12 protein-coding genes are annotated in these 24842 nt (G+C 41.3%); 6 read left to right on the top strand and 6 right to left on the bottom strand.

The window, feature by feature from the left end; all coding sequences use genetic code 11:
- From K0B81_04115 to K0B81_04090, 6 genes are all read left to right on the top strand, one after another.
- Positions 1 to 180, top strand: a 180-nt coding sequence (locus K0B81_04115) for a hypothetical protein (protein MBW6515789.1), incomplete at its 5' end; no start/stop codon positions are given.
- Entirely contained in the window at positions 167 to 3472 is a 3306-nt protein-coding gene (locus tag K0B81_04110) for a tail fiber domain-containing protein (GenBank protein ID MBW6515788.1), read from the top strand. The genes K0B81_04115 and K0B81_04110, both read left to right, overlap by 14 nt.
- Positions 3473 to 3491: 19 nt before the next feature.
- Positions 3492 to 4025, top strand: coding sequence for a hypothetical protein (locus tag K0B81_04105; protein MBW6515787.1), 534 nt, complete (start codon positions 3492 to 3494; stop codon positions 4023 to 4025).
- Between the two features lie 360 nt (positions 4026 to 4385).
- Positions 4386 to 5018 carry an agmatine deiminase family protein gene (locus K0B81_04100; GenBank protein ID MBW6515786.1) on the top strand — a complete coding sequence of 211 codons (633 nt, stop codon included), beginning with the start codon at positions 4386 to 4388 and terminating at the stop codon, positions 5016 to 5018.
- Positions 5019 to 5021: 3 nt separating this feature from the next.
- Positions 5022 to 5588 carry an agmatine deiminase family protein gene (locus K0B81_04095; protein ID MBW6515785.1) on the top strand — a complete coding sequence of 189 codons (567 nt, stop codon included), beginning with the start codon at positions 5022 to 5024 and terminating at the stop codon, positions 5586 to 5588.
- 18 nt (positions 5589 to 5606) lie between these two features.
- Entirely contained in the window at positions 5607 to 6005 is a 399-nt protein-coding gene (locus K0B81_04090) for a hypothetical protein (GenBank protein ID MBW6515784.1), read from the top strand.
- Between the two features lie 77 nt (positions 6006 to 6082).
- Here the strand turns inward: K0B81_04090 and K0B81_04085 are convergent, their stop codons facing one another.
- The 6 genes from K0B81_04085 to K0B81_04060 form a co-directional block, all read right to left on the bottom strand.
- Complete coding sequence (locus K0B81_04085; protein MBW6515783.1) at positions 6083 to 6877, bottom strand: hypothetical protein; 795 nt, start codon at positions 6875 to 6877, stop codon at positions 6083 to 6085.
- Positions 6878 to 6907: 30 nt separating this feature from the next.
- Entirely contained in the window at positions 6908 to 10258 is a 3351-nt protein-coding gene (locus K0B81_04080; GenBank protein ID MBW6515782.1) for an ATP-binding cassette domain-containing protein, read from the bottom strand.
- A gap of 87 nt (positions 10259 to 10345) precedes the next feature.
- The gene (locus K0B81_04075; protein ID MBW6515781.1) at positions 10346 to 11662 is read right to left on the bottom strand and encodes a DUF2851 family protein; all 1317 of its coding nucleotides are present in this window, start codon (positions 11660 to 11662) and stop codon (positions 10346 to 10348) included.
- Between the two features lie 40 nt (positions 11663 to 11702).
- A complete protein-coding gene (locus K0B81_04070; GenBank protein MBW6515780.1) occupies positions 11703 to 11912 on the bottom strand; it encodes a hypothetical protein in 210 nt (69 codons plus the stop codon).
- A 645-nt stretch (positions 11913 to 12557) separates the two neighbouring features.
- A complete protein-coding gene (locus K0B81_04065; GenBank protein MBW6515779.1) occupies positions 12558 to 23183 on the bottom strand; it encodes a hypothetical protein in 10626 nt (3541 codons plus the stop codon).
- 391 nt (positions 23184 to 23574) lie between these two features.
- Positions 23575 to 24783 carry a serpin family protein gene (locus K0B81_04060; GenBank protein MBW6515778.1) on the bottom strand — a complete coding sequence of 403 codons (1209 nt, stop codon included), beginning with the start codon at positions 24781 to 24783 and terminating at the stop codon, positions 23575 to 23577.
- Between the last annotated feature and the right edge of the window lie 59 nt (positions 24784 to 24842).

Below are 24842 nucleotides of genomic sequence, written 5' to 3'. Positions count from 1 at the left end.
TCTTTGAGTTCAGTGGAGACAGATCCCACATGGAGCGGTTCTGCTAATGAAATAGTAGATATAGGAAGAAGCGGCTATGTCGGTATTGGTACTACTTACCCATCTCACAATCTCGATATAGACGGTTTGATCCGTATCAGGGGTGGTTTCACCGGCTGCAGGAAAAGTGTTAACCTCTGATAACCAAGGTGTCGGTAGTTGGGAAGAACTGGCTGCCATGACAGAAACAGACCCTACCTGGAGCGGAGATGCCAATACTACCGGAGTGATCAGTAGAACAGGTAATGTTGGTATCGGGACAGGGAACCCTTGGGCTCGACTACACGTTAATGATGCTAATTTTTTAGTAACCGGCTCTCATGGTGGTAGTCCGGTAATAAATCTTGGTGGTGGAACTAAAATGTTTTTCAATCCGCGTAAATCTGCTTTTAGAGCTGGATGGGCAGGTGGTGTGGAATGGGATGACGCCAACATCGGTGAGTACTCTATGGCTGTAGGGTATATTGCTGAAGCGAGTGGGGCATTCTCATTATCTTTAGGACAAGCCACAGTAGCAAACAATACAAATGCGGTTGCCATGGGTATTGGGACTACTGCCAGTGGAATGCGCTCAACAGCGATCGGAGATCTGACAACTGCCAGCGGTACTGCTTCCACGGCTATGGGAAGTTCTACTGTAGCTTCCGGAGAACGCTCTACTGCTATGGGGTTTCAAACTTTAGCAGAAGGAACATATTCAACAGCTATGGGATCATTTACATCTGCCGAGGGATATGCATCAACAGCAATAGGAGAAAATACAATAGCAAGTGGAGAGTGCTCAGTGGCTATGGGACAAGGAACAGAAGCAAGCGGCTTTTATTCCATGACAACGGGATTTGAGACAGTAGCAAGCGGAGCAGTGTCCACAGCAATGGGGGTATTTTCCAGAGCTACCGGTAACTATTCTTACGCTATAAATTTAGATACCGAAGTAGGACCTGAAGTCCCTGACCATACCTTCCAGATATCGGGTGCTTTAAAAACCATCATCAGTGATGGTGATGTCGGAATCGGAACAAGCTCTCCCCTCGAGAAAATGCACATTGAGGGAGCTAATTTTTTATCAACCGGAACATTTGCCATTAGTCCTGAATTAAATGTCGCCAATGCAGGAACAAGGATGTTCTTCTATCCGAGAAAGGGAGCATTTCGAGCAGGTAGAGTGACGAGTTCACAATGGAATGACGTCAGTATCGGAGATTACTCTACAGCCATGGGATTAAATACTATAGCCAGCGGAACTAGATCAACAGCTTTGGGTAATGCTAATACAGCAAGTGGAGATTATTCTATAGCATTGGGAAGTAGTACTACAGCAAGCGGTTCCTACGCTACAGCAATGGGTGTTTCTACAATAGCTGAAGGAAACAGATCGACAGCGATGGGAAACTTTTCAGAGGCAAACGGACTATTCTCTACAGCAATGGGTAACTATACTGTAGCCGGTGGAAGCTATTCCACAGCGATGGGGTCACAAACAATAGCCAGCGGAGACTATTCCACAGCAATGGGAAGGTCATCCAGAGCAGTGGGCAACTCCTCGTTTGCAGTTAACCTGAGCAGCACTTTAGGTCCCGAAGTGCCAGCAAACACTTTCCAGATCTCAGGGGCTAACAATACGATAATCAGTAAAGGTAACTTCCTCTCAATCGGTACATTGGGAACAGATCCTACGATATCTGTATCTGATAGTGGTACCCGTATGTTCTTCTATCCGCGTAAATCGGCTTTCAGAGCCGGTACTGTATCAGGTACGCAATGGGATGATGCCAATATTGGAACTTACTCTGTTGCTATGGGTTATAATACCGAAGCAAGTGAATATTCTTCGACAGCGTTCGGAAATGCTTCAAGAGCAGAGGGAGAATACTCAACAGCATTGGGGTATATGTCGGTAGCATCAGGAGATTATGCTACTGCTATTGGTTCCAGTTCAGCAACCGGATACAGTTCTACGGCTATGGGATTTGGTTCGTCAGCACAAGGTTATTCTTCTACGGCAATCGGTGATGCCACATTTGCCAGCGGTGAAAATTCAACCGCAATGGGTAGTCTTTCCAGAGCTATAGGTAACTATTCCTTTGCTATAAACCTAAATGATACAAACGGTCCCGATGTTCCGGCAAATACTTTCCAGATCTCTGGTGCTACCAATACGATTATCAGTGAAGGTAATTTAGGAATTGGAACTAACTCTCCAACTGCTAAATTGGAGGTTGTTAACGGAGATGCCATCATCAATGGTCATACAATCGGTAGAGGAGCCGGAGCAATAGATACTAATATTGCTGTTGGTTACCAGTCTTTGAGTTCTATCACAACAGGGTATAGTAATTCAGTAATCGGTTATGCAGCACTTCAAGCAAATACAACAGGTTATGGAAATGCAGCTATAGGAAATCAAACACTATATTCAAATACTGAGGGGGATAAAAACGTAGCTATAGGTAATCAAGCATTGTGGTCAAATACAACAGGGAATGATAATATCTCGATAGGCAACCTGGCGATGTGGTTAAATCAGTCAGGTAATAATAACATAGCTATTGGACCAGCCTCTCTTTATAATAATCAATCAGGAAGTGGTAATATAGCAATAGGGCAATCCGCACTCTCCATGAATTCTACTGGTTCTAATAATTTGGCCATTGGTTATCAAGCTTTATCTGCTAATACTGGTGGAAATCAAAACACTGCAACAGGATATCAAGCTCTAAGGAATAATAATTCAGGTGCGGGCAACACTGCCTATGGATACCAGGCTTTAACAGTAAATACTTCAGGATTTGCAAATACCGCTTATGGCAATAATGCTCTAAATGCAAATACCACAGGTTCTTATAATACTGCAATTGGCTATGGTTCTGGTAATATCGGGTCAAACACTACTGGCGGAACTTACATAGGATATGATGCCGGATCCAATTTTAGCGGTCTTACTAATGTGACTGCCATTGGTTACGGTGCCAGGATCATTGTTAATGCCAGCAATCAGGTTAGATTAGGAGACACTGCGGTTACTTCTTTTTATTGTGATGGAGCATATAACGGAGCAGTAGGCACTACCAACCGTGATGTTTATGTAGATAATCAGGGAAAGATCGGTTATGTCTCATCTTCAAGAAGGTATAAAGATAATATCAGAGATATGGATAGCGTGCAGTGGCTCTATCAACTCAGACCTGTTAACTTCACCAATAAAGCAGATGAAGCTAAGATAATGCAATATGGGTTGATCGCCGAAGAGGTGGAGAACATCAGACCAGAATTCGTCAGCTATAACGATGAAGGGCTTCCGGAGACCGTCTCCTATTCAGCTCTCATAACACCACTCCTGAAAGCAGTCCAGGATCAGCAGGTAGTAATTGAAACCCAACAGCAGCAGATCGAAGAGTTACTGCAGAGAATCGATGTATTAGAAAACAGATAAGTCTTAAAGGAGTAAAAAGATGAAAAAAATAATCAGAAACCTAATGATATTTGCCCTACTTGTTATGTTCTCAATAACTTTAAAGGCAAATAATCCATCCAGTGAGAATTTTATCCTGAAGGCACACGCACTATCGAGTGGTTCAGCATCGAGCAATGCACCATCCTCTGCGAATTATATCCTCCAGGGATCTGTTTTCGGGATCATTACCGGTGATGAGGCAACCAGTGCTAATTACAATCTGCTTCCCGGATACTATCTGGGAATAGATGAAACAGGTGAACTGTTGCAGCCTACTAATGTCTTGATCTGGATCACTGGTGGTACTCTTTATCTGGAATGGGATGAGGTTATAGGTGCCAATTCCTACAAGATATATGGTTCTGATGATCCTTATCTGGATAACTGGGGATCAGAGATCGCGGTTGTGGGCTTACCGGAATATTCTGAACCGGTCAGTCAGACACGTAAGTTCTACCGCATAGTCGCTTCAACTGACATAGCCCCAACAAGGGGAGAAAGTGATGAGCTGAGAAGAAGAGCGTCAGAATAATCAATAGAATTTTAGAACAAGCAAGTAAGTATAATGGCTTTTTGAAGCAAATTATTATTGTTTACCATTAGGGAAGATGGGAGTCAGTTTTTGCTGACTCCCGTACTTCCAATAGAATGCCCATAATTTGTCGTGTTTCAAAAATCTGAGCTCTCTAAGATCTTTATCTAATGATCCGGAATATTGTTCGATTGTATGAATCACCCAATCGTTGATCGATCATTGATAACTACATCTAATATTCGCCGTCTCAAATTGATATTCTTATTTATTATCTCACCCATCAAAATTAATTTCTTGACACTTATTTAACATTATCTCTTGCTATCTGAAAATAGATTAAAGTGTAGGTTTTGAAACATGAGATTTTTTTTTATGATTTTGATCTTATCCCTGACGGTAAACATTATCTCTCAACCTTTACCCCCGGTAAGAATGGTCGCAGAATGGGAACCTGCAGCGGGTACCCTTATCCGTTGGCCCCTTGGTATCCCCTCCGGTCTCGTTTACGAACTTGCTGCCGATGATACCCTCTATGTACTGGTAGCCAATAATTCTGCCCAGAATTCTGCTACCAACACATTCAACAGCTGGAATGTCAACATGGACCATGTTGTCTTTATTCATGCGCCGACAAATTCGCATTGGACAAGGGACTGGGGACCCGTATCAATTTTCGACGGTAACGGTGAATGGAGCATAGTCGATTTCTTCTTCGATGGCTACCCTTGGGTACCGGCACTAAGGGAGAGGTATTCTCTCGATAATGCGGTAAATGCTCAACTGGCAAGTTTCTTCAATGCCCCCTTGTATCAGATGCCGGTCTATTTTACCGGAGGTAACGTCATGACCGACGGTTACGGTTCTGCCTTTTCTACTCGTCAGATGATCGATGAAAACAATCCTGAATATCCACCCCCGGTTTTCTTCTCCATTGTCGAAGATAATACCGGAGTAGATAATTATCAGATAGTCAGTAATTTTGAAGCTTAGGGAATTCAGCATATCGATTGCGTCGCCAAGCTACTCGATGAGGAGACTGTTCTGATCAAACGTGTTCCAAATTGGCATCCTGATTTTAACAGGATTGAATTAGTCGCTTCTGAATTCGCTGCTATGGAGAACTGCTTCGGCAGACCTTACAGTATCGTCCGTATCGATTCCGGGAGCTATGATGGCAATCATACAGCTGCCTATACAAATTCTTTGATCCTCAATAACAAGGTTCTGGTACCTCTGTTCGGGATAGCTGATGATGCCGCCGCATTGCAGACCTATCAGGATGCTATGCCCGGTTATGAGATCATTGGTTTCCAATGGACTGCCTGGTATAGCTATGACGCTTTGCACTGTCGTACAATGGGAATTTTTGACCGTCACATGTTACGGATTTCCCACAGACCGTTAGATCAGGATATTCCAAATAACGAGGATATAGTTATCACTGCTGAGATCAGAGCACACAGTAATGAACCGCTGATAATGGATCAGTTGAGGGTATTCTGGAAAACAGAAGACTCTGACTGGCAAAGTATTCTTATGACAACAATCGGACAGGATTAGTTATCAGCTGTTATCCCGATGCAAGAGCCGGAGACGGTAGTACACTATTATATCCAGGCAGCCGATGAGTCGGGCAGGTTGGAAACTTTACCGAGAACTGCTCCCGTGGCTACTTACTCATTTACTATTTTTGCTGAAAAACCTCCGGATGGATTGTTGCCCCCGGAGAATGTGATCATCTCTATTACAGAGGGTTATATCTATCTGGAATGGGATGTGGTAACAGGTGCCAATTCTTATAAGATCTACGGTTCCGATAATCCTTATGCAGAAGATTGGGGATCAGAAATCGCTGTCGTTGATATAGAGGAATATTCTGAACCGGTCAGTCAGATAAAAAAGTTCTACCGCATAGTCGCTTCGAGTGATACTATGCCGACCATAAGAAGTGAATCTTCCGCAAGGAGAAGGAATTAGAATATAAACATAAAACAGGGCAGTTTTATACTGCCCTGTTTAACTTAACTATTGTTAATTATTTCACTACGATAGTATCAACGAAAGCTTACTTTGACCTTTTCCGTTATTTCATGGAGTTCTGCTATGACTTCCGGAGGGTAAACATCCTCAAAAGCATAGATATGCTTTCTGATCTGCTCATATAGCTCAACAGTGCTGTGATAGAAATCCATCTCTCTGAGATAATCACTTCTAATATTTCTCATATTATTGATCAAAGAGTTAATAATCCCCTTTTGATCAATGATGCCTGTTTTATCTTCCTGATAAGAATTCATCAGAAGATAAGTTGTACGATTAAGACCTTGCGTCCAGCCACCAAGTTGCATCATTGTGAAGAGATCATATTGTCTGGTCTCGTATAATGAGAGTTCAACCTGTTCTTTGTATTTTTCCAAAGATTCCATTAACTCATCCCATTGATCCCTTCTGATCATGTGTTGGAGTTCATCAGCGAGTTTGAGTATTTCTTCACTCAAACCGATAAACTTGGCATAATTTATCATCTGGACGGCTATTTCGTTCAGCATATCCTTGTTCCTTCCTTTAGTTGCTAATATCGCATCCGCAGTGATAACTCCTAAAGCAAATGCTACTCGAAAGGTCTCTTCTTCTACTTTAAAAATCTCTTTCTCCAGAGCCAGATCATAATCCTTTATCTCAAGATAATCAATAGCAGAAAACATAGCATTGAATGATGGTAGCGGGGCAAAGTAAAAGTCTGGTCCTCTCACTTCTTCTCGAGCTAAACTTTGCTGAGCATTGAGCGTACCCATGCTTAATAAAAGCAGAAATATAGCTCCATAAATTGTTGCTTTTCTTGTTAACATAACTCCTCCTTATTCATCTAAGAGTTTTTATTATCGTTCCTTAAAAAAATACTTCAATTTCACTAAGGTAGCAAAATTAATTACTATCGTATAGAAAAAGAGGATGAGCAGATTGAAATAATAGGTTACAAATCTCTGTTCACCTACCTTTTTCCAACTGGATAGAAAGACATTCTTACCGCTATTGAGAAATCTTCCATCCATAAAATTGACTATCAATTCGATATTGTAATTTGTATGTTGTTCTTTAGGATATTTACGGGCAATCTCTGCCTTCTTTCTGCTCAAATCGTCTAAAGACCTAATATATTCTTCATCATTGATTTTATTATTTCTAATCTTCTCTACTAATGTCAACCTTTTTCTATCCTGACGCTGGATGTTGTAATTATAGCTGTTCAACCTTGACTGAGCAGTAACTAAACCTTCGAATAACCATCTGGATGGGATAAATTGTACTACCTCAGGGATAGTACTGGATTTTCTGACCGTCAGTTGCGGATTCATATTTTCATAAAGAATTATGGCTCCTCCAAAGATGATCTGCGGGATCAGGATCAAGGGCAAGACATTTATTATTGCCTTACGATTGTTGATAAATGAAGAGATCAATAATCCGAGTGAATATCCTATCAAACCAGCAAAGAAAAAATAGACAATATTGATAAAAATCAGACCGGGAAGTTGCAGAATAACACTACTGACTAGATAATAAAGAATAACCTGAACGAGAGTAAAGATCGCTAAGGCGATTATTTTTGAGGTAAGAAAGTAACTAAGCTTAAGATTGAGCACCTTTTCCCGTTGGATAGTCTTTCTCTCCCCCATGATCTCTTCAATGCTGTTGGAGAGCCCAAGAAAGATAAAGACGATGAGCGAAACAAAAAGATACACGGCTATATTGGCATTATGATGATAGTTATATCCTTCACCCTCCAAAGAAATTCGCAGGATAAAGGCAATTATTATTCCTAAAAGGGGAGCTTCGGCAAAAGTAATGAAGAGATTCGTTCTGTTGCGTAGCTTCATCAGGACATTTCTCTTCAGATAGGTCATAAATTGAGAGAGATGCCCTGTAAGAGGCATCTTCTTGCGAGAGATCTCTTTCTTGGTCTTGATGTTCTTCTTTTGCTCTGTTTCAAAACTGATCAATTCAAATAACTGCTTACGTTTGTATTTATCACGCCAATAATTTGGTGAGAATTTGCGACGGGGAATGAGCGTCTGGTCTATCTGCTCATAAATCTTCTCATTACTCTCATTATATTGAGGATAATCAATGATGTCCTGAAAAAAATCGGGCATTCTCTGATTTCGTTTCTTCTCTATCTCTTCTCGCCTATATTCAATTTGCTCTACCTCATGATCAAAATAGGAAAATACTTCGTCACAATCTCCAAAATAGACTGGTTTACCCCCCATATCCATTACTAAGACCTTGTTTATTTTTTCAAATATGTTGGGGTTCGGTTGGTGTATCGTGATTATGACGATCTTCCCCTGATCAGAATAATTCTTTAGAATATCAACGATTTGTTCAGAGTCAGTAGAAGAGAGACCGGTCGTTGGTTCGTCGCAGATAATGAGAGTCGGTTCAAATAACAACTCTAGAGCAATATTCAGCCGTTTTCGTTCCCCTCCGCTCAGTAAACTCTCATTGATCTCTCCAACTTTTGTATTGCGACGATGAACAAGATTCATTTGGGTCAGAATACCGATAACTTTTCTATCCAAAATATCTTTTAAAATACCGGGAAGTATTAATTTACCGCGGTAAAACAAATTCTCATAGACCGTTAAATTAGGGAATAGAAGATCTTCCTGCGGTACATATCCTATATGCTGAGCGTAGAAGTAGAGATTATCGTATAGGTCGTCATTATTTATTAACACACGTCCATAACGAGGAACTATATCAGCACTGATCGATTTCAAGAGAGTTGATTTTCCACTACCGCTTTTACCCATTATGGCTATTATTTCTCCCTTTTGGGCAGTCAGAGAAATACCATCCAGTGCCAGTGTTCCATCCTTGAAATAATGCTTGATATCAATAGCCCTGATCTGTTCTATTTCAAAAGGTATGACCACAATATCGAAATAGTTGTTGATAATAAACTGTTCTCGAAACAAGCCCTGTTGCCAACGAAACATCAGTAATGATCTTTCTTTGCTATCCTTTTGGCTATATTCTGTTTTACTTAGCGTTAGTATATCACGGTTCAGATGATATTTGGTCTTCTCTGTTACCGGTTGATTATTCAAAAAGAGTTCCCAACCCTTTTTGACTGTTTCGATAAAGATCTCATTGTTTTCGACACCCATCGTTACTACTGAGTGAGGAGTCTCTTCCTGAGTTGCAGTAAGGTAATTATTATGGAGGTTTACAAAAAGTTTTTCGGGATAAAGAACTTCGGTACCAATATTTTCCCGCTCTTCTATGACGTTTAGCATCGTGAAGGGTTGATAACCTTTAATCTGGAGAGTGTCATCAAATTTGAGATGAATCTCACGATTAATGGGGAGTTCCCTACCATTACGAAATACAGTGCCACTGTAAACAATAATAGAATAAGAATTATGGTCGTTTATGAGCTTAAAATCATAATCCCGTTTTTTGAAATCTATGACATCATAGATCTTGCGGGTTCTGAATATCTTTTGCAAATGCCGATAATTAAATTGTAAATTACCGACCATCAATACACCACCGGATGGAAAAAAATACAATCGGTTAGGTAGTAGTAATTTACCGTTAAGGTAACTAGTAGAATTATTGCTTGTTCCAATAAAGATATAATCATCTATGACCATCATAAGCAATTCATTTGCTGCCAGCTTTTTATCCTGAAAACGAATGTGGCTACTTTCACCAGTACCAATAAGAAGATAATCACGGAAAATAGCTCTGCTGGTATGCCCTATATAGCGAAATCCCCCGATTGAAACTAATTCCTGACTATCCTTTTCTATTGCTTCCATTAATTCAAGGAAGTTATCAGTATCAACATTGAACTTCTTGGCTATATCAAGGATCTTAGTTACTTCGGCAACTGTAAACTCATTATCGGCATTTGCCAAAATCATCAAACTTAACAGTAGTCTTATCTTATCGAGAGTTATTAGATTCCGATTGAGATAGCTGGTAACCTCATCCATATCTAATTGTGCATCTGATAACTGGCTGATCTGTTCTTCCCAAGAAATATTTTCATCTGTAAAGAGATTCTCTAATAGAGAATAGAACATGTTTATTTCAAAGGGGTTGATCTCTACATCAGATTTCAATAATATAATGTAGAAACGGGCGATCATTTCAATGATCTTTTTACGGTGAGTTGATGATACCTTGGTAATGTCCTGATTCCCTTTCTTGATCATTATTATACCTTATAAAGTTAAGATACCCCCAATTACCTAATAGCAAACTTTTTGTCTATAGTTATTATGAAAAGGACAAACACTATACTACATGCTGAGAATAAGATTCTTCTTATAGGTCTCACAAAACTCACAATTATGATATCTACAAAAATCGTTATAGATCTTGAGTATACCCTGTTGATATACAGCTTTCTTACCGATCAGTTTTTGTTGCGGAATATTAAGATACTTTTTGCCGACTAATTGTTCTATATAATTAGAAGGAAGCCCCGAATAACTTTGATATATTTCCCAACCCTTTGATTTCAGCTTTTGATAGCCCATCTTCTCGCCAAAGAGGATCAGTATAGGGATCAGCACATTAATGAGAATAATATCAAGACGATTCTGTCCGATACGATAATACTTCGGTAAAGTATCATTATCAAACAGCTTATGCATATTGTTTCTGATCTCTTTAATTACATCCGCATTGCTGGTGGTAGCAAAGATATTAACAAAGCAGTTTATTAATGAATCGCTTAAACTCTTGTAGATTACTCCAGCAACTTGCAGAAGACGAATAACCGGATGGTTTGCAGGTCTGATCCTGAACAGGTTCCACTGCAGATCAATCATCTTGTTCGAAAACTCTTGCTGCTCAAAGTGCCTTTTCCACAATTCCTTTTTCTCATTGTCAACTACATTGGGTATGTGTCTCTCCAGACCTGAACCCCATATCCAGATAGCAACCAGATCATTATTCGTCATTCCTTGCTTATACCAGTTCAGTAGATCTACGTAGGGAAATTGTATTGCCAATTGTAAGAAATTGTAGCTGTTTTTATTGTAACCTGCCGCTTCCATTATACCCTGATAGATAAGCTGATTAAAATCAGAGAAATAGAGTTCGGCAGCATATCTCTTGATCTTCTTTTCCATTCGTAAAGTACCCAATTTCGACAAAACAAGAGGGGTGATCTGTTCATCTAATCCGGCAAAGAAACTGCAAAAATCTTGATGGTGATCATAAGAGTCATCATATCTTTTGATCAGTTTGGTTATATCTTCGTCTAAATAGTGTTTTAACTCCAGTATTTCAACCTGATTACCATCTTCTGTTATTGTTTGAGGATATTGACCGTTATGCTCATAAACTATGTGCAGAACTACACTATTATAATTTACATCTTCATTATGGTGATGGGCTATCCAATCATAAGTTTGGAGATGGATCTCGGCATCTCCTCTCAACACTTTGCCCTCAATTTCTAAGATTACATTGCGAAAGTCCGGTCCTCTGTCTGTATTCCATTGTCCCGGGAACATGATCTGGATTCTCTTCCCGCTAACTGTTTCGGGATTCTTTACCAGATGCTGAGCATCCCAAATGTGATAGAGTAATCTTTCGGAAAACTCCACTAGTTTATCCTATTATTGATCAACCTGAGGGTTGATATATTTAAGCCTCTTTGCCTGAAGCAGATTCTGATTGAGAGATATACTCTTTTTTAAATAGTTCGATTTCTTTCCAAGATATCTCCGGTAACCAGTAACGTAAGGTCTCGTCTGCTTTCTTGGACTTCAGATCTATCGGTGGTCGTAAACTAGTCAGTTTCTGACAGATACTAAACACCTGCTCTCTAAGCTCTTCTATCCGTGCATTATTCATTTCTACTCCAAGGTTTTGTCTGATTGATTTCTAATAAATGTTAAAATTGAAAACTCGAAGTTATTCTTTCATATAAATCCTTTTCGTCAAGTCTTTTCTTTGTTCCTATCATTCCTCTGTTTTAAACAGCAACTCACTATTCTCATCTCGACTGGAGAAAGAGGCATGATAGTGAATCTTTCGAAATGGAGAGATCTCAAAACCGTCTCTCATTAAAAAGCAAAATTATTTTTGCTTTACCAACCTGAGCGATAAGATACCTTGACTTTGCTCGGCATGACAAAAAGGGGATAGAGGTTTCTCTTGAATGGCAAATGTACTACTACTTTTCATAAAAAGATACTTGTTTTCGAAAGGTGATGTCATATAAAAAATTACACATTTACACGCTGTCATAACAAGTACCGGTAAAACTATCTTGCACTATGAAAACCAATTACCGGGGGATGTAAGTTCTCTTTTTTTCAGAATAATTTTCTTTATATTGTATTGCCCATCTTTTTCGTTATGAATAAGAAATTAGCGTAGAATATCTTTCGAATAACTATACAAAAAGAACCTTGACCTATCCAAAGATCGGTAATTTCTACACTGATAAACCGACCTGTTGTTACTTCTTATAAATAGTTTGCTAGCTTATATTAGCTAAAACTCTGACTCCTGAGGTATTATTCTTTGCATTGAAGATCTGATCCGGAAGAAAAGATATGGTTCAGACATAGCAATAGACCAATAGTATATTCCCGCTTCGTAAGTAAAGGTTCCGCTGGAACTGATATCATTATAATCTCCATAAGGAGTCCATGAAGCTTCGATGATATAGCCGTTTGCACCTTCGACTTCACTCCAACTAAGAATTATCATTCCGTCTGATATCCCGATCGTTACATCATAAGGAGGATCAAGCTCCATGGGTGGTTCATCTATTATGAGATACGGATATCCGTTGTTGATCTGATGATTGACATCTTCACCCCAGACGGATTCGAAATCCCAATTTTGATAGGTGTTAGCAGCATAGGGATAGGTCATCTCGGAGGTGGTTCTACCCTCTCCTCCAGCAGATTGAGTTTTTGTCGTAGTATCCATATCCCAATAGCTGTTAAATATTAACCCCTCGTTATCTATAAAGCCTATCAATCCGCCAACAGTATCTGAAAAACCTTCAAGAGCTCCAGTAGCATAAGAATTTGCTACAGTTCCTTCATCTATCCATCCTACAAGTCCACCTGTTTCCCAAGTTCCTTCAACAGTTCCTCTGGCATAGCAATCGTTGATCTCGCCACCCTCCATCATTCCGACAAGACCACCACTGCGTGTACCACCATAATTCATTATGGTTCCTAGTGCATAACTCTTCTCGATATGCGCGGAATAGGATCGACCAACCAAACCGCCGACGGCAAAGAGACCGGTTGCTGATGATGTTGAATGACTGTTTAGAATATGGCTTGAGCTTAATCTTCCTATTAAACCACCTGTGTAACTATAGCCTGTAACTGAACCTGAAGCGTGACAGTTAACTACCTCTCTTTCATAGTATTGATAACCGACAAGACCACCTACATACCAACCATCATTTTCCGTAGCAGTAACATTGCCCGTGGCATAACTATCAAATATATTGCTCCCCGAGTTACCGACTAAACCACCGAAACCGCTACCCTCTCCCGACACGTCACCCGTAGCATAGCATTCATTTATATTTCCGGCTGATTCCCCTATTAGCCCCCCTGCACCACCGTTATCTGCCCATATCTGAGCCTCGGAATAACTTGAAGAGACAGCGCCGAGAGAATGACCGATAAGACCACCCACATAAGAGTATCCGGAAACCGTTCCATTAGAATAACTATCGGTAACAGAGCCACCGGCATAGAGCATACCGATCAAACCGCCAACATCATCATCCCCCGTTACATTAACAATGCTCGAACTACCTGTTATCGTACCCGTAACAACGCTACCTATCAGACCGCCAGCTGCACGCTCAATCGTTGATATAACACCCTGTACGTGACAATTCACGATAGTTGAGTTATCTGCTATTCCGGCAAGCGTGCCGGCGATATTATAATACCCCGATATGGAAGCATTTACGATAGACAGGTCTTTTACCGTGGCATTTTCCAGATAGCCGAAAAGCCCGATTGAACTGATCGTGGGATCGTTTATATTAACATAAAGATTATGAATAGTATAGTTGTTCCCGTCAAAGTAGCCCTGAAAACCGGAGGGTGCAAGCAAATCATAAAAACCTATCGGTTCCCAGTTTTCGTGATGGGGAGGTTCAAAGAACCAGAGGTTATTCATTACTCTGAAGTGTTTGTCACTATGCTGAGGACCTATGTATTCCCTGACAAGATTCAGTTGAGTAATATTAGTGATTTCCCAGGGATATTCTTCCATTCCGAAACCGGCAGCAAAACCGGTGTCATCTCTGAAATTGGCTGTCAGATGCAGATCATTCTCGGGCATTAAAAAGAGCAGGGGATTATCGTTGCTGAAAATCTCCCTCGTGTTATGATTCAATGTTCTCAAATTACCTGAAGCGGTCCAGTTCACGAAAACGGCATTACCTTGCGGAAGCGCTTCAAGCGAGACCAGTTGACCTGCTCGGATATTTTCAGTTTCACCTACAATATTCCCGGCAAAATCTGGATTTGCAGATACAGTCAGATAAACAGATTCTCCCAAAGCTCTGATCTGTATCAGGTTGGATGGTAAAGATTCGCCCTGGTCATAAACTGCTGTAACGAAATAATGATAAAGGTTGCCAATCGCTACCTCTTCATCAGTATATACCGCTTCGGTAATAATCTCAATATTGATCTGACTCCAGTTACGGTAAACATTATATCCAATAAAGACCGGATCATTACGGTCATCTGCTCCTGATCGTCTTGCTGGAGGGAGATAACTGTCCCAGGATAGCGATACTGTCCCGTTGGCAGTAATTGCTACAAGATCGGCAGGTCGTGTAAACAGATCAATATTATCCTGCCAGTTCAGATAAGGATAACCATTATTGATGATATAAGTCTCATCAGCCTGCCAAACCTCACTGAAGTCCCATCCCACATAAGTTTGAATATCATAGGGATAGGTCATATCTTCCGTGTTTTTTCCTGTACCTCCCGCTGATATAGTCTGTCCGGAAGTCTCAATATTCCAATAGCTGTCATTCACACCCCCTGTTGAGCCTTCGACAGAGCCTACAAGACCACCTCCTGATGGTTCTGGAACTACAACGTTTCCAATAGCATAGCATCTTGTTATAGTGCCGTTACTTCTGACCCCAACTAAACCGCCGCCATAATATTCTCCGCTGACTTCGGCAAGAGCATAGCTCTCCTGAAGCGTGCCGCCTCCCAATACACCGACCAGACCGCCAAGTCTGTTATCCGCCTCGACATAACCGGCAGCGTAACAGCCGTTTATCTGAGCAGAGAGTGCATAACCGACTAAACCTCCGGTGTAACTACTACCGGCAACAGAGCCCCAGAAAGAGCTGTCATTGAGATAGCAACGATAAGCTCTGCCAATCAAGCCGCCTGTATTTTCATTACCCGAAACTAATCCAGTTCCATAGACATTTGCCACTTCACCATAATCTAACCCGGAATAATTCCCGATAAGTGAGCCTGTATTATTCCGTCCTGTTACTTGTGAATTCGAGATTGAGATATTTCTGATGTGAGAATCTCGTACCCTACCGAAAAGGCCTACATCATCGGTTGATGGACGGTTGATATAAAGGTTACTTATATGATGATCATTACCATCTAGATGCCCGTAAAACAGGTTTTGGATGTTATTGTTGTTATAGTTTCCTATCGGTTCCCATCCTCCCCCTTCGTTATAGGGATTGACATTAAGATCGATATCCGCCATCAAGATGAAATGTTGGTCTGCATAGATCTGTCCTATATAATGCCTGATGGAATTTAACTCGTCTGTCGTTCTTATCTCCCAGGGATTATCTGCCGAGCCGTCACCTCCCGAAAAATAGTTATGCTCTTCGAAGTTTGCGGTCAGATAGAGATCGTTAGCCGGCATAGAGAATATAACTGGATTATCGGTGCTGAACATTTCCCTCATATCTTCGGGGGCTTCCTGATAAGTCCAATTGGTAAACTGCCAACCCGTACCGGGGAAAGCTTCCAGTGTTACAGATACACCCTCTTCATACTCTAAATCGCTACCGGTAACGCTCCCTGCACCTGCAGGATTAATATCTACCGATACTATATATGTAGTAGCCTCCGGAGTAGTAAGTTCAATATTCGAGGGTATTGATTCCCCTGTCGTATAAATTGCTGTGATGTAATAGCGATATATTGTCCCGTTAACTACCGTATAATCGGTATATTGCGTCTCAGTAACTATATCCTGATTAATGACGACATTGTTACGATATATATTGTAACCGAGGAAATTCCTCTGATTCATATCTGATAAAACATCAGTTTGGCTCAGTTCTCTAACAACAGGCACCTCCCAGCTGAGATCTACAAAACCGTCACCGGGAAGGGCAACCAGGTTAAGAGGGGGTGGATAATCCAACCCCTCCTGCCAAATGAGGTATGGATATCCGTCATTGTTCCCCTCTGTATCGACAAGCCATATATCAGCAAAATCCCATCCCTGATATGTATTGAGAGCGTAAGGATAGATCATCTCCGAAGTACTGCGCCCTTCACCACCTGCAGATACATCAATGTCAGAGGAGTCAATATCCCAATAGCTATAGTTAACAATTCCATCATTATCAATTTCACCTATTAGACCACCAATACCTTCTACACTATATGGTAGACTCCCTGTGGAATATGAGTTAGTCAGAGATCCGCCATCCTGAAATCCTATCAGTCCACCTAAGGGTGGAAATCCGTTTACCGGCACTCTGGCATAGCTGTTACTGACCTGACTATCGGTCATTATACCAACAAGACCACCTTTACGAAGTCCTTCTAAAACATTCAGTGAGCCCAGAGCATAACATCTCTCTATCCTTCCGTTTTCAAGATGTCCAACAAGACCACCAACACCATATTCTCCTGTTACTGTAGAGATGGAATATGAGTTGGTAACCTCTCCTGTTGATAATCTGCCAATCAGACCGCCTGTATTCATATCTCCGTTCACTACACCAGTCGCATAGCAATTGATAACTATTGTGTCATTGTATTGATTACCAATTAACCCTCCTACATACCAGTTGTTATATAGTGTCGACACGTTGCCCGTTGCATAACTGTTATAGATATTACCGCCAGAGCCCCCGACTAAACCACCAAAGCTATTACCCTCTCCTTGAACCGCTCCTGTTGCATAGCATTGGCTAATCAGGCCGACAGACTGACCGACAAGCCCCCCTGCTAAACCATTCGTTGCAGAGATACCAGAAGAGGAATGACTCGATTCAAGCACCCCAAGAGAGAATCCGGCTAAACCCCCGACACTGCTATATCCTGATACCATTCCGGAACTGTTACTCTCCGAAACTCTACCCTGCCCATAGATCATCCCTACAAGACCACCGGTATCATAATGCCCATCCACCGTCACATCGGTCGTGCACCCTGTTATAGTTCCACTCAGAAGAGATCCGGCAAGACCCCCTATCGCTGTATACGATCCTGATACCTCACCCTGTACGTGGCAGTTAACTATCTCCGAATCTTCGATCGTTCCGAATAGAACACCAACCCCGTAATTGCCCCCTGTAACATTGGCATTAGAGAGATTCAGGTCAAAGATAAAGGCATTTTTTACATATCCGAAAAGCCCAACATAACTATCATAGGGACTCTCAATTATCAAGTTGGTTATTAGATACCCTCCTCCATCAAAAGTGCCTTCAAAAGCAACCGGAGCAATGATATCATAATATCCGATAGATTCCCACAAGGTATGATATGGTGGGGATGAAAACCAAAGATCGTTCATCAATTTGAAATGCTTGTCGCCGTGTGCCGGTCCGAGATAATTCCTGACCAGATCGAGTTCTGTCCTGTTCCTTATCTCCCAGGGGCTCTCTGACGTTCCGAAACCGCCAGAAAAACCGGAGGTATCTCCGAAATAGGCAATTAGGTTGAGATCCTCTTCAGGCATGAGGAAAGTGACCGGGTTATCGGTGCTGAATATCTCTCTCGTCGACTCGGTTTCTAATCTCAGAGCTTCTACAAAACTCCAGTTTAGGAACTGGTAGCCATAATTAGGTATCGCCTCTAAGGTTACCTCCTGTCCGACAAATAAATCACCTTCATAACCTGCTACACTACCAGCAAAACCTGGTTGAGCAATTACAGTGAGATTAACAGGATCACCGAGAGCCCTGATCTCATAAAGATTGGATGGATTAGATTCCCCCTGATCATAAACTGCGGTTACGAAATAGAGATAATTATCGCCAGGTAGCACATCAGGATCACTGAATAATTCATTCTCGACTATCTCATCGTTGATCTGTAACCAGTCTCTATAGACATTGTATCCAAGAAGGACCGGATTCTCACGAAGATTCTCTAATGACACTCTGCTTATATTATCCGGAGCACTCCATGATAAATTAACCTCCCCATAAGATGAATTTCCTGATAAATTGAGCGGTCGGGTCAGATTCTGTGAATCATCCTGCCAGAAAAGATACGGATAGCCCTGATTGATCTGATAGCTTTCATCGCTAACCCATATATCAGTTAAATCCCAACCGACATAAGTATTATCTGCATAGGGATGAGTCATCTCATCTGTAGTACGCCCAAAACCATCACCTGCATTACCGGTTAATCCAGTGGTCTCGAAATTCCAGTAACTACTGGTTATCGTACCTCCAGTACCATCTATAACCCCTATAAGACCACCGGAAAAAACTTCCGGAGCATCTACGTACCCTATCGCATAACAGTTTACAAGACTGCTGTTAGCTCTTGATCCGGCAAAACCACCAATATAAAAATCACCAGCAACAGTAGCATTTGAATAGCTGTTAGAGATTGTAGTTGAACTGAATCGACCAACTAATCCACCTGTTCGGCTAACTCCATTAACTGAACCCGAAGCATAGCAATTATTGATCGCCCCTGATGATTTGAGGCCGATAAGACCACCCACATACTCTATACCTGATACGATAACTATACTGAAAGAGTTATCTATTATACCGCCAATCGCAAGATATCCACCTAGACCACCGATATAGTTATCATCTCCTGTAACCATACCCCAAAATCGGCAATCAAGAATGTCTATCTCTGAAGCTGAACCTATTACGCCACCAGTCCTCTGATTGCCTGTTACTGAACCGTTAACATAACAATTGGTGATACCATAACCCGTCCCCTGAGCATTCCCGATAAGTCCACCTGTACGATTATTGCCAGTAACAGAGACATTGACTAGTGATAGATTTGAAATATTGGAATCTCTTACTCTACCTAATAGACCTACATCATTGGTAGTCGGACGATTTATGTATAGATTACTAATAGTATGGCTATTACCGTCGAAATGACCCCAAAAGGCATTTTGAGTATTGTTATTGTTAAAGTTACCTATCGGTTCCCAACCTGCCCCCTCGTTGTAGGGATAGAGGTTAAGATCGATATCTGCCATCAGTATGAAATGCTTGTCTGTATAGATCTCGCTCGTGTAATGCCTCATAGCGTTTAACTCTTCTGGTGTTCTTATCTCCCACGGATTGGCTTCTGAACCGTCTCCCCCGGAGAAATAATCGTACTCCTCAAAGTTTGCTACCAAATCGAGATCATGAGCGGGCATGACGAAAATAACCGGATTATCGGTGCTGAATAATTCTCTAATATCTTCGGGTTCTTCCTGATAAGTCCAGCTGATAAACTGCCACCCTGTTCCGGGAAAACCCTCCAGGGTTACTTCTTCTCCCGCCTCATATTCTGACTCGTACCCGGTGACTGTCCCCGCACCGGGAGGATTGATATCCATAGATATCGTGTAAGTTGTTACCTGCGGGGTTGCATAATCAGTGTTTGAGGGGAGTGATTCAAAGGCAGAATAAACAACAGTAACATAATAATAGTATGTAGTTCCATTGATCACAGTTTCATCCGTATATTCTGAGTCGGCTATATAATCCTGATTGATAAGGTTATTGTTACGATATACATTATAACCCAAGAAACTGCGTGATCCTGCATTATCAAATATCAAGTCAATTTCGCGACGCCACTCATCATACTCGGGCGGATCCCAGAAGAGATCGACCACACCGTCACCCGCCTCGGCTATCAGGTTAAGCGGGGGATTATATTGAAAATAGCCCCCCTGCCAGTTCAAATAGGGGTAGCCGTTATTTATATCATAATTGAGATCCGCCTGCCAGATATTTATAAAATCCCAGTTAACAAAGGTCGTGTCGAAATTGTACGGCTGCGTCATATCCGAAGTACTACGCCCCACACCACCTGCCGATTGATCTATATTCGAGGCTTCAGTATCCCAATAACTGCTATTTACGATACCATCATTATCGATAGCACCTATCAGACCACCTATACCCGTAGTACTGTACGGGAGTGTCCCGGTGGAGTAGGAGTTAGTAACAGACCCGCCATCCTGTACACCTATCAGCCCACCTAACTCCGGCGAACCGTTGATATTACCCCTGGCATAACTATTACTGATCTCACTATCGATCATTTCACCAACGAGACCACCCTTTTTGAGACCGCCGGCAGTAGGGATATTACCCAGGGCATAGCTTCTCTCGATGACCCCATTCTCCATCAAGCCTACAAGACCACCGAGCCATAATGAACCCGAGACAGATGATGACGAATAACTGCTTAATACCTGCCCGTTTTCCAGTTTACCAACTAACCCGCCTGCATAAGCATATCCGTTCACAGTACCGGTCGAATGACTGTTGATGATAAATCTTGCCCCGGTAGCGTGATATTGACTACCAACTAAACCCCCGACGTGAAAACCGTTATTCACTGTTGCCGTAACGTTACCGGTCGCAAAACTACTATATATGTTCCCTGTGGAGTACCCGACGAGACCACCTACATTATTACCCTGAGCACTAATAACTCCCGTAGCATAGCATTGTGTGATCATACCGGCAGAAACACCGGCTAATCCCCCCGTATTACCGGCAGAAGCGGTTACATTACTTTCGGAATAACTAGATTCTAGCACCCCGAGAGAAAAGCCGGCTAATCCTCCAACAGTGCCATATCCGTAAACACTCCCTAAACTATGGCTTTCCGAGACCTTGCCCTGACTATTGATCTCTCCGATCAGCCCTCCGGTATCATAATGTCCATTCACTGTCACATTGGCGCTGCAACCTGTTATCGTTCCTCCCAGAAGAGAACCAGCAAGACCACCTATTGCTGTATAAGATCCCGAAACCTCACCCTGCACGTGGCAGTTAATTATCTCCGAATCTTCAATAGTTCCGAATAAAGTACCAATTCCATAATCACCACTGGTTACAAGAGCATCGGAGAGATTCAGGTCGACGATCGTGGCATTTTTCACATAACCGAAAAGACCGATGAAATTCTGGTTTGGACGATCTATCCATAAATAATAAATCGTATTCGAGCCACCATCGAAAGTACCTTCAAAAGCAACCGGTGCTATGATATCATAGAAGCCGAACGGTTCCCAGTTTTCATCCTGATAGGGTGGCATATAAAACCAGATGTTATTCATTAATCTGAAATGTTTATCACCGTGAGAAGGACCGAGATGATTCCTGACAAGATTGAGATGGATTCTGTTTACTATCTCCCACGGTCTCTCTGCTGTTCCAAACCCGCCTGCAAAGCCTGAGGTAGAACCGAAATTAGCCACCAGATGCAGGTCGTTCTCCGGCATTGTAAAGGTCAGGGGGTTATCCGTGCTGAAAACCTCTCTGACCGAATTACGTGGATCGGGTGTATATGTCCAGTTGATCAAATCATACCCTGCCTCGGGAATCGCCTCGAAGGTTATCGATTGCCCCGCATATATCTCACCCGTATCACCTGATACCGAGCCGGTATTATCGGGAGAGATAGCAACCGACAGGTTATAAAGCCCTCCGAGCGCTGTAACCTGTACAGGGTTAGAATAAAAGGATTCATCAACATTGTATACCGCCGTGACAAAATAGAGGTATGATGCGCCGATAACTAGATCTGTGTCGTTATATGTTGTTTCTAATACCAATTCAGAATTGATCAGAACCCAGTCACGATATACATTATACCCCAGAAGAATAAGATTACGATCTCGACCGGTATTATCCTCATAATCAGGAGGAACCCAAGCCAACCCGATCTCTCCGTTCCCACTCGTTGCTGTCAAATTCTGCGGTACAGGGAGTGGCTCGGGAATAACCTCGACAATATTTGATGGTTCAGATTCACCCTCGACATAGAGTGCCGTTACATAATATTCATATGTTACATCATTCAGGACATCATAGTCTGCGTATTCGGTGATTTCGATTGGATTGAGATTGATCATAGTCTGTTCTCTATATATATTATAACCTATTAATTGAAATACTCGCTCCCTGTTCGTTACCTCCGGCTCTTCCCAATTAAGATAGATGACCATACTCCCCGGTATAGCTGTAAGATTTTGCGGTACAGGGAGTACCAGAGGATGATAAGTAAACTGTATCTGAGGTTTGTAATTAACGACTGCATTCGTTTCCTCATTCGTCTGATCACCAAAACTCGATCCGGCATATCGCATACCGTTTGTCTGAGAATATATCCTTTGCCTTCCTGAAGCAGTTGTAGACCAAAGATAACCAAATGCTGTGTCAACGAGGATATTATCAACCCCATTCCAGACGAATGCTGTTGATAATTCAATAACGTTCCACCCACCGGCAGTAGGCATATAAGAAGAGTTAAAATATACCTCCTGATATGGTCCTTCGATATGCTCCGTTCCATCAATTGCTGATGTATGCCTCATTCTGATCCTAAAATCCGGTAATGAATAGGCAGGAGCATCAGTCACATAATAGGCGAGAGCAGTAATGACATTTTGGCCCATCATCCCAGCGGTGTTTAATTCTGATGCCGTATAGATGGTCTGGGTTCGTAAGCTCCTGTAACTAATATTAACCGGAGCAACTCCCCAGTTAGTATTAGTGTCGGTTCCCGAACCAATAGTTACTGTTGTAGCTTCAAGATTGGTGAAGGAACTAATACATAGTACCAAGATTATTGATATAAAAAAAAATAACTTAATAGAGGGCTTTTTAGAACTTAACATAATGGATCTCCTGAAGCTCTTTAGGGTGATAAAGTAGTTTACTGATAGATTTTTGAAAGAATTGGTAGTAGAAAAGAAAATAGTTATTAACTTGACTTTTTTATTAGAGTTAGAGTTCATATATTACCTTAACATTCTCACATATACTCCAATGTAACGGGTGTTTTATTCATAACAACCTCCCGTTTTTTTTCAAAAATATAAATCACCAACAACCTAATACATCTCAGGAGACATCTAGTAAATTGAAAAATATTAGTCAAGTTATTTATCGTAAATGCTTGTTTTTCCACTCAAGATAGTAGTTAAAAAAACAACCCTTAGGAAGGTGTACTTTCTGAATTAAACAAGTTGTACACTTCGCTAAGGGTTGTGAAAAATGTACTTTTTCTTATTTCTGTGGATTTATAAGAGTTCCGCTGAAAAGTATTGTATTGGTAACCGTATCATTGATAAAGAAGAGGAATGGTCTGTCAGCTCTAAAGATTATCGGTTGAGGTCCATCGATAGAAGTAGTCCTCATCACTACAGCTGTCGCCGCAGCTGCTTCTGTTCCCTTTTCATCAACCTCGACAAATGCTTGGTGAATGATCTCATCAATAAAGAATCTCTCTTCATCACTTGTCATGGCAGTGAAGTCAGCATATTCGGAAAAAGCTTCGATCATGCCTAATTTTCTAAACATATCTTTCATATTGTACTTAGCTTCAAACTTAAATTTTGGTAGCTGAAGATCGACCTTTTCAATAGTAAGCGATTCTAATGCCTCATTAAACTTATCATTATCCAAGTTCTCTATAATTGATGCAAGTGGAATATCCTTCTTCGGTAAAATTATGACCATAGCGAGTTCTTCCCCTGTATATGGAAGTTGCACCATTTGATAATCAGCTTTTTCTACATATTGTAAAGAATCATCTCTTCTCATAAAAGGAACTCTGGTACCTCGTTGTGGAGTAACATAGAAATTCTGCTCTCGAGTCATTTCAGGATTAAACTCTTCCAACCAGCTACCCAGAAAATATATGGCATTTGTCAGGATCAATCTCGTATCCGGTGTTACATCACCCGGAGATAGTAAGTCCTTGATCTTCTCTTCTGTCTTCTCTTCAACCCACTCATTGATATGTAATCTGCTCGCTTCGGTTTCTCTAAAGAAATCCAACCTCTCTGCTCCGGCTCCATAGTAACGATTATTTAGGTTAAGGAAATCGTTGCTTAGATTAGCTGTATAGTCAACCCACAAAGCATTGGCATTATTGAGAACTATCCCCTCTCTTTTTCGATTCTCCAGTTCTTGATTAAGTTTTTGGAAAGAGGGGTGGAAAACCTTCTGATCTTCAGCAAAATAGAGTACTTGAGACATCTCTTGCTCAGTGTTTCCTCTTGCTCCGGCATAAGTCATAGCCAGTGCAGAAGAAATAGAATATGGTGAGAAAAAAGTGTTTTGGTTGTTCAACAATGGCAAAATATCGAAAGTTAATTGGTTGATACCATCTGTAATGATCTGATGATCATATTCAACCTCTTCTGCTTTGGCACAAGAGCTAACGATCAAAGCAGTAACAATTACGGTTAAGAATAGTACGAAAATTTTCATGATTCCTCCATGATTTTTTATTTCTAATTTCATTAATAATAGACACTTAAAGCATGTAA

The sequence above is a fragment of the Candidatus Cloacimonadota bacterium genome, assembly GCA_019429305.1.
Taxonomy (GTDB): domain Bacteria; phylum Cloacimonadota; class Cloacimonadia; order Cloacimonadales; family JAJBBL01; genus JAHYIR01.
Note: the sequence above shows the minus strand (reverse complement) of the source record. Positions and strands in the feature narration are given on the sequence as shown.

Bases quoted from the DNA above. Each gene is read 5' to 3' on its own strand.
- K0B81_04105 (MBW6515787.1), top strand. From the start codon at position 3,492: ATGAAAAAAATAATCAGAAACCTAATGATATTTGCCCTACTTGTTATG.
- K0B81_04100 (MBW6515786.1), top strand. From the start codon at position 4,386: ATGAGATTTTTTTTTATGATTTTGATCTTATCCCTGACGGTAAACATT.
- K0B81_04090 (MBW6515784.1), top strand. From the start codon at position 5,607: ATGCAAGAGCCGGAGACGGTAGTACACTATTATATCCAGGCAGCCGAT.
- K0B81_04085 (MBW6515783.1), bottom strand. From the start codon at position 6,877: ATGTTAACAAGAAAAGCAACAATTTATGGAGCTATATTTCTGCTTTTA.
- K0B81_04080 (MBW6515782.1), bottom strand. From the start codon at position 10,258: ATGATCAAGAAAGGGAATCAGGACATTACCAAGGTATCATCAACTCAC.
- K0B81_04070 (MBW6515780.1), bottom strand. From the start codon at position 11,912: ATGAATAATGCACGGATAGAAGAGCTTAGAGAGCAGGTGTTTAGTATC.
- K0B81_04065 (MBW6515779.1), bottom strand. From the start codon at position 23,183: ATGTTAAGTTCTAAAAAGCCCTCTATTAAGTTATTTTTTTTTATATCA.
- K0B81_04060 (MBW6515778.1), bottom strand. From the start codon at position 24,783: ATGAAAATTTTCGTACTATTCTTAACCGTAATTGTTACTGCTTTGATC.